This window comes from Pseudomonas sp. RW407 (assembly GCF_003176655.1).
Lineage (GTDB): Bacteria > Pseudomonadota > Gammaproteobacteria > Pseudomonadales > Pseudomonadaceae > Pseudomonas > Pseudomonas delhiensis.
Genome location: NZ_QGSL01000029.1, coordinates 1,068,782 through 1,075,129 on the forward strand (window position 1 = coordinate 1,068,782; position 6,348 = coordinate 1,075,129).

Sequence of the window (6,348 nt, forward strand, 5' to 3'; positions counted from 1 at the left end):
GCCGAAAGATCTCAAAAGCGATCCACGGGGCTGGCCAGAGCGGCCTGGAGCCGGAGCGGGTAAACAGGTGGTGGGCGCCGACCTGCCGCGCCTGATCTACGTGCGCTGGCAGTCCCTGGTCGAGCCGCAGACCTATGAGGCCTATATCGTGATCCCCGAAGCCACCCGGCAATTGATGGTTATAGGGGAAAAGGCATTCTGCCGAGCCGATGCCAAGTGGATCACGGGCTATCGCGACATGCTGACTGTAGGCCTGGCACCGGGAGGTATCGCCAAGGTATGGCTCATGGGAGGGTGCTTGGCGCCGATCAATGTCACGCGGGTGCAGGGTACCGTCGTGAAGAAAGGTCCCTATGGAGGTAAGTCGGGTGGCCAGCACCGGCCACTATCCGCGACGTCCAAAGCCTATATCGAGAAGTATGGGATTCCCTATGGTTCGTGGTGATCCCATTGACCGCAGGCTCCGAACGCTGGTGCTGCTGGGCTTGCTGCTCGGGCTGGCCGGCTGTGCCGGTGGCGCCCACCGGTTGCCCTATGACTCGTGGCGCCTGGGCCTGTTCGCGCCCAACTACATGGAAGTGTGGATCGAAACCGCCGATGCGGTGGATGTGCAGGATCGCGTTTTCCGCCGTGCCATGAACGGGGTTGCCGCGATCAATACCCCGAAGAACCTCAAGGGTGATCCACGGGGCTGGCCGACCCGGTCTGGAGCCGGGGCCGGCAAACAGGTACTGGGGGCCGACCTGCCGCGCCTGGTCTATGTGCGCTGGCAGTCCCTGGCCGAGCCGCAGACCTACGAGGCCTACATCGTAATCCCTGAGGCCACCCGAAGGGCGATGGTGAAGCCGGAGACCGGCTATTGTCCGGCCAGGGGAATTTGGCGTGAAGACTATCGCGACATGCTGACGGTAGGCCTGGCGCCGGGAGGTATCGCCAGGGTATGGCTGATGGGGGGATGTCTGTCGGCCATCGACGTGGTGCGGGTGCAGGGTACCGTCGTGAAGAAAGGTCCCTATGGAGGCAAGTCGGGTGGCCAGCACCGGCCACTATCCGCGACGTCCAAAGCCTATATCGAGAAGTACGGGATTCCCTATGGCTCCTGGTGAGCCCTCCGGCCCGGCGTGACACCACCCCCCGGACCCGCAGGGAGTCCATCCCGGGCCACCGGCCGGCGTTGCCGCTTGCGTCGCATTCGCGGCCATTGGTAGCCTTCGCGGCCTAAGAAGAACACAGGCCCCGGGTATGGTGATCAGGGTTGTCGAAGCGCAGGAAGTCGATCAGCAGCGGATAGCCATTCCGGGTTGGGAGCAGCAGTACACGCAGATGTCCGCCGGGCGGTTCGCCGGGCGCATCCTGCATGCCGAGGTCGAGGGCATCGAGCTCTACGAGGAGCAGATGAACCTGCGCGTGGAGCAGGAGTTCCATGCGCCGCCCGGCGCGCTGGTGTTCAGCTTCGACATGTCGGAGAACAGCCTCTACCTGCTCGATGGCGAGACGCGCAACGCCTGGGTCACGCCGGAGAACTACCGCGAGGTGGCGGTGGTGATCAAGCAGGCGGGGCAGTGGGACCAGGCGCTTGACGACTTCGCCGACCTGGTGCTGACGCCCCTGCGCTCCGACGGCTGCCATGCGCTGGCGGCTTCGCTGAGCAGCATGCTCACCGGCGCGGGCGCCGGGGTGCAGCCGGTGGACGCCCCCGGCGTGGCGCAGGCCATAGTCGCCAACTGCTTCTCCCTGCTCTGCGAGGCGCCGGCCGGCGACGGGCACCGCGCGCGCTCCATCGTCCAGGCCAAGCGCGTGGTGCAGCGCGTCCGGGACCTGGTGAACGACTGCCCCGAGGAGAACTTCGCGATGGCCGAGCTGGCCGCGAAGGCGGGCGTCTCGCCGCGCACCCTGCAGCAATCCTTCCTGCGCTACGCCGGCATGCCGCCCATCGTCTGGCTGCGCAACCGCCGCCTGAACGCCGCCCGCCGCGACCTGCTGGGTGCCGCCGAGTCGGGCGTGAGCGTCGCCGAGGTGGCCATGAAGTGGTCGTTCTGGCACCTGGGGCGCTTCTCCCAGTCCTATCACGCGCTGTTCGGCGAGTACCCCAAGGCCACTGTCAGGCACGGCGCACGGCCCTAGCGCTGTTGTCCTCGGGCATCGGCGTTTCGGCCTGCGGCGGATAACCGCGAACGGTTATGCGCCCTACGGTGTGGGAAAGGCGGGGTACGAGGATGGCGCCGAACTACCAGCGCACTCAGGACAGCCCCCTCTCCCGCTTGCGGGAGAGGGGGCTCTTACTAGTAGGAGCGGCAGGCATGGCTTCTCGTAGGAGCGAGCTTGCTCGCGAATGAGCCCGCAGCGGAGTCTGTTCGCGAGCAAGAACCAGGCGTCCCCCTCGCTCCTACGAAGAGCATTTCGGCGCGTCCTCAGCCCAGCATCTCGCGCAGCCGGTACCAGGCCATGCCCAGGGCCAGCAGCGGCGAGCGCAGCAGCTTGCCGCCGGGGAAGGTCAGGTGCGGCACCGCGCTGAACAGGTCCAGGCCCTGGCTGTGGCCGGTGTGGATGGCTTCCGCCAGCAGCTTCGCCGACCAGTGCGTGACGTTCAGCCCGTGGCCGGAGTAGCCCTGGGCGAAGAACACGTTCGGCTGTGCCTTGAGCCGCCCGACCTGGGGGAAGCGGTTGGCGGTGATGCCGATCATGCCGCCCCACTGGTAGTCGAGCCTCACGTCCGCCAGCTGCGGGAACACCTTGAGCACCTTTGGCCGCATGTAGGCGCCGATGTCCTTCGGGTCGCGCCCGGAATAGTGGCAGGCGCCGCCGAACAGCAGGCGGCGGTCGGCCGTCAGTCGGTAGTAGTCCAGCCCCACCTTCTGGTCGCACAGCGCCATGTTCTGCGGGATCAGCCGCGCCGCCAGCGCCTCGGGCAGCGGCTCGCTGGCCACCACGTAGCTGCCGGCGGGCAGCACCTTGCCGGTCAGCCGCGGTTCCAGGTCGTCGAGGTGCGCGTTGCAGCCGAGCACCAGGTTGTCCGCCAGCACCCGGCCTTGCGCGCAGTGCACCACCACCTGCCTGCCATGCTCGATGCGCAGGGCGGGGCTGCGCTCGAAGACCCTGGCGCCGAGGGCGGCTGCCGCGCGGGCCTCGGCGCGCACCAGGTCCAGCGGGTGCAGGTGCCCCGAGCCCATGTCCACCAGGCCGCCGGCGTACTGGTCGCTGGCCACCACCTCGTGGATCCGGCTCGCCTCGACGAGGCGGGTCTGGTGCGGGTAGCCGGACGCGTTCAGGGCTTGCTGCTCCTCGGCCATGGCGGCGAACTGGGCCGGGGTGTTGGCCAGCTCGCAGAAGCCCCAGCGCAGGTCGCATTCGATGTTCAGGTCGCGGATGCGCTCGGCGACCAGGGCCACCGAGTCGATCCCGGCCCGCTCCAGGTAGCGCACCCCTTCATCACCGACGTACCTGGCGAAGCCGCTGACGTCGTGGCCGATGCCGCGGATCAGCTGGCCGCCGTTGCGCCCGCTGGCGCCCCAGCCGATGCGCCGGGCCTCCAGCAGCACCACGGAGTGGCCGCGCTGGGCCAGCTCCAGGGCGGTGTTGACGCCGGTGAGCCCGCCGCCGACGACGCAGACGTCCGCGCGGACGTCCCCTTCCAGCGAGGGGTACGGCTGTTTGTCCCGGGCGGTCGCGGCATAGTAGGACGCGACCTGCTCGTCGGTGTGGCGCATGGCTCGCTCTCGCTTCATTGGTTGAACTTGATCTTGCTCCAGCTGCGGGTCATCAGGCGCATGATCTTGGGCGGCGGCGCCTTGGCGATGTACAGCTTGTCGAGCACTTCCTGGCTCGGGTAGACCTCGGGGTCGTTCTGCATCCGGGCAGGCAGCAGCGCCTTGGCGTCGCCGTTGGCGCTCGGGTAGCCGACGTACTCGCTGATGCCGGCGATCACCTTCGGGTCGAGGATGTAGTTGATGAACGCCAGGGCCTGTTCGGGGTGGGTCGCGTCCGAGGGAATGGCCATCAGGTCGAACCACAGGTTGGCGCCTTCCTTGGGAATGGCGTAGGCGATCTCGATGCCGTTCCCGGCTTCCTTGGCCCGCGCCGCGGCCTGGAATACGTCGCCGGAGTAGCCGAAGGCCACGCAGATGTTGCCGTTGGCCAGGTCCGAGATGTACTTCGAGGAATGGAAGTAGGTGACGTAGGGGCGCACCGCCACCAGCTTGGCCTCGGCCTTGGGATAGTCCGCCGGGTTGGTGCTGTTGGGGTCCAGGCCCAGGTAGTTGAGCACCGAGGGGATCATCTCGTCGGGCGAGTCCATGAAGGCGACGCCGCACGCGCTGAGCTTCTTGATGTTCTCCGGCTCGAACAGCGCCGACCAGGAGTCGATGTGGTCGACGCCCAGCACCTGCTTGACCTTGGCGACGTTGTAGCCGATGCCGTTGGTGCCCCACAGGTAGGGCACCGAGTGCTTGTTGCCCGGGTCGTTCTGCTCCAGCAGCTTGAGCAGTTTCGGGTCCAGGTGCTGCCAGTTCGGCAGCTTGCTGCGGTCCAGCTCCAGGAACACCCCGGCCTGCACCTGGCGGGTGAGGAAGTGGTTGGAGGGCACCACCACGTCGTAGCCGGAACGGCCGGCCAGCAGCTTGCCTTCCAGGGTCTCGTTGGAGTCGAAGACGTCGTAGACCGGCTTGATGCCGGTGGCCTTCTGGAAGCCGCCGAGGGTGTCGGGGGCGATGTAGTCGGTCCAGTTGTAGACGCTGACGGTCGGTTCGGCGTGGGCGCCCGCGGCCAGCGTGGCCAGGGCGAAGGGCGCAAGGTAGCGCAGCAGTCTCATGACGGCTCCTGAATTAATTGTTGTTGTGATCGACGTGAAGGGCGGATCAGACGCTCAGAAGCAGGAACTCGCGCTCCCAGGAGCTGATTACGCGCTTGTAGTTCTCGTGCTCGGTGCGTTTCACCGCGACGTAGCCCTGGACGAACTTGCGGCCCAGGTATTCGCCGAGCACCTCGCAGTCTTCCATCTGCGCCAGGGCGTCCTCGATGGTGATCGGCAGGCGCAGGTTGCGGCGCTCGTAGGCGCGCCCCTGCACCGGGGCGCTGGGCTCGAGCCGCTCGAGCATGCCCAGGTAGCCGCAGAGCAGGCTGGCGGCCAGGGCCAGGTAGGGGTTGGCATCGGCGCCGGGCAGGCGGTTCTCCACGCGCATGGCCGCGGGCGGGGCGGCCGGCACGCGCAGGCCCACGGTGCGGTTCTCTTCGCCCCACTCGACGTTCACCGGCGCGGAGGTGTCCGGCAGGAAGCGGCGGAAGGAGTTCACGTTCGGCGCGAACATCGGCAGCACCTTGGGGATGTACTTCTGCAAGCCGCCGATGAAGTGCCGGAACAGCTCGCTCATGGAGCCGTCCTCGTTGGCGAAGATGTTCCTGCCGGTGGCGATGTCCAGCACGCTCTGGTGGATGTGCATGGCGCTGCCCGGCTCGTCGGTGATCGGCTTGGCCATGAAGGTGGCGCTCACGTCGTGCTTGAGCGCGGCCTCGCGCATGGTGCGCTTGAACACGGTGATCTGGTCGGCCAGGCTCAGCGCGTCGCCGTGGCGGAAGTTGATCTCCATCTGCGCCGGGCCGTCCTCGTGGATCAGCGTGTCCAGGTCCAGGCCCTGCAGCTCGCACCAGTCGTAGACGTCCTCGAACAGCGGGTCGAATTCGTTGGCGGCGTCGATGGAGAAGCTCTGCCGGCCGCTCTCGGCGCGGCCCGAGCGGCCTACCGGGGCCTCCAGGGGGAAGTCCGGGTCGCTGCTGCGCTTGGTCAGGTAGAACTCCATCTCCGGCGCCACCACCGGGCTCCAGCCCTTGTCCGCATAGAGCCCGAGGACGCGCTTGAGCACGTTGCGCGGCGACAGCTCGATGGGGTTGCCGTACTTGTCGAAGGTGTCGTGGATGACCATCGCGGTCGGCTCCAGCGCCCAGGGCACCAGGAAGATGGCGTTCGGGTCGGGTTTGCAGACCATGTCGATGTCGGCTTCGTCCAGCAGGTCGTAATAGACGTCGTCATCGACGAAATCGCCGGTGACGGTCTGCAGCAACACACTTTCCGGGAGCCGCATGCCCCCTTCGCCGAGGAACTTGTTGGTGGGGGAAATCTTGCCGCGGGCGATGCCGGTCAGGTCGCTGACCACGCATTCGACTTCGGTGATTTTCTGTTGCTTCAGCCGTTGCTCCAGTTGCTCGGCGGGGGTGCTCATACAAGCCTCGGATGGTCCATGGGTTCTGGTGGGTGCGCCGGCAGCGTGCCGCTGCCTGGCCGCGGGGCTAGTTTCGTCCGTAGGGCGGGGGGCGTTCTATCCATTTTCCGCAGGCTTTGGGCTTCAGGCTTCAGGC

The 6,348-nt window shown here is 67.1% G+C and carries 6 protein-coding genes; 3 read left to right on the plus strand and 3 right to left on the minus strand.

The window, feature by feature from the left end; all coding sequences use genetic code 11:
- The 3 genes from DK254_RS05630 to DK254_RS05640 form a co-directional block, all read left to right on the plus strand.
- Positions 1-445: DUF2931 family protein (locus DK254_RS05630; RefSeq protein ID WP_109933013.1), on the plus strand; the 445-nt coding region annotated here is incomplete at its 5' end.
- Entirely contained in the window at positions 432-1,106 is a 675-nt protein-coding gene (locus tag DK254_RS05635) for a DUF2931 family protein (protein ID WP_109932894.1), read from the plus strand. The genes DK254_RS05630 and DK254_RS05635, both read left to right, overlap by 14 nt.
- 136 nt (positions 1,107-1,242) lie before the next feature.
- Positions 1,243-2,124 carry a helix-turn-helix domain-containing protein gene (locus DK254_RS05640; RefSeq protein ID WP_109932896.1) on the plus strand — a complete coding sequence of 294 codons (882 nt, stop codon included), beginning with the start codon at positions 1,243-1,245 and terminating at the stop codon, positions 2,122-2,124.
- A gap of 287 nt (positions 2,125-2,411) precedes the next feature.
- Here DK254_RS05640 and DK254_RS05645 read toward each other — a convergent pair whose 3' ends face one another.
- Genes DK254_RS05645 through DK254_RS05655 form a run of 3 tightly spaced genes read right to left on the minus strand, consistent with a single transcriptional unit; the run spans position 2,412 to position 6,212 of the window.
- Entirely contained in the window at positions 2,412-3,707 is a 1,296-nt protein-coding gene (locus DK254_RS05645; RefSeq protein WP_109932898.1) for an FAD-binding oxidoreductase, read from the minus strand.
- Between the two features lie 14 nt (positions 3,708-3,721).
- Entirely contained in the window at positions 3,722-4,807 is a 1,086-nt protein-coding gene (locus DK254_RS05650) for a polyamine ABC transporter substrate-binding protein (protein ID WP_109932899.1), read from the minus strand.
- Between the two features lie 46 nt (positions 4,808-4,853).
- Positions 4,854-6,212: a glutamine synthetase family protein gene (locus tag DK254_RS05655; protein WP_089394345.1), complete on the minus strand. Its 1,359-nt coding sequence runs from the start codon at positions 6,210-6,212 to the stop codon at positions 4,854-4,856.
- Positions 6,213-6,348 lie beyond the last annotated feature (136 nt).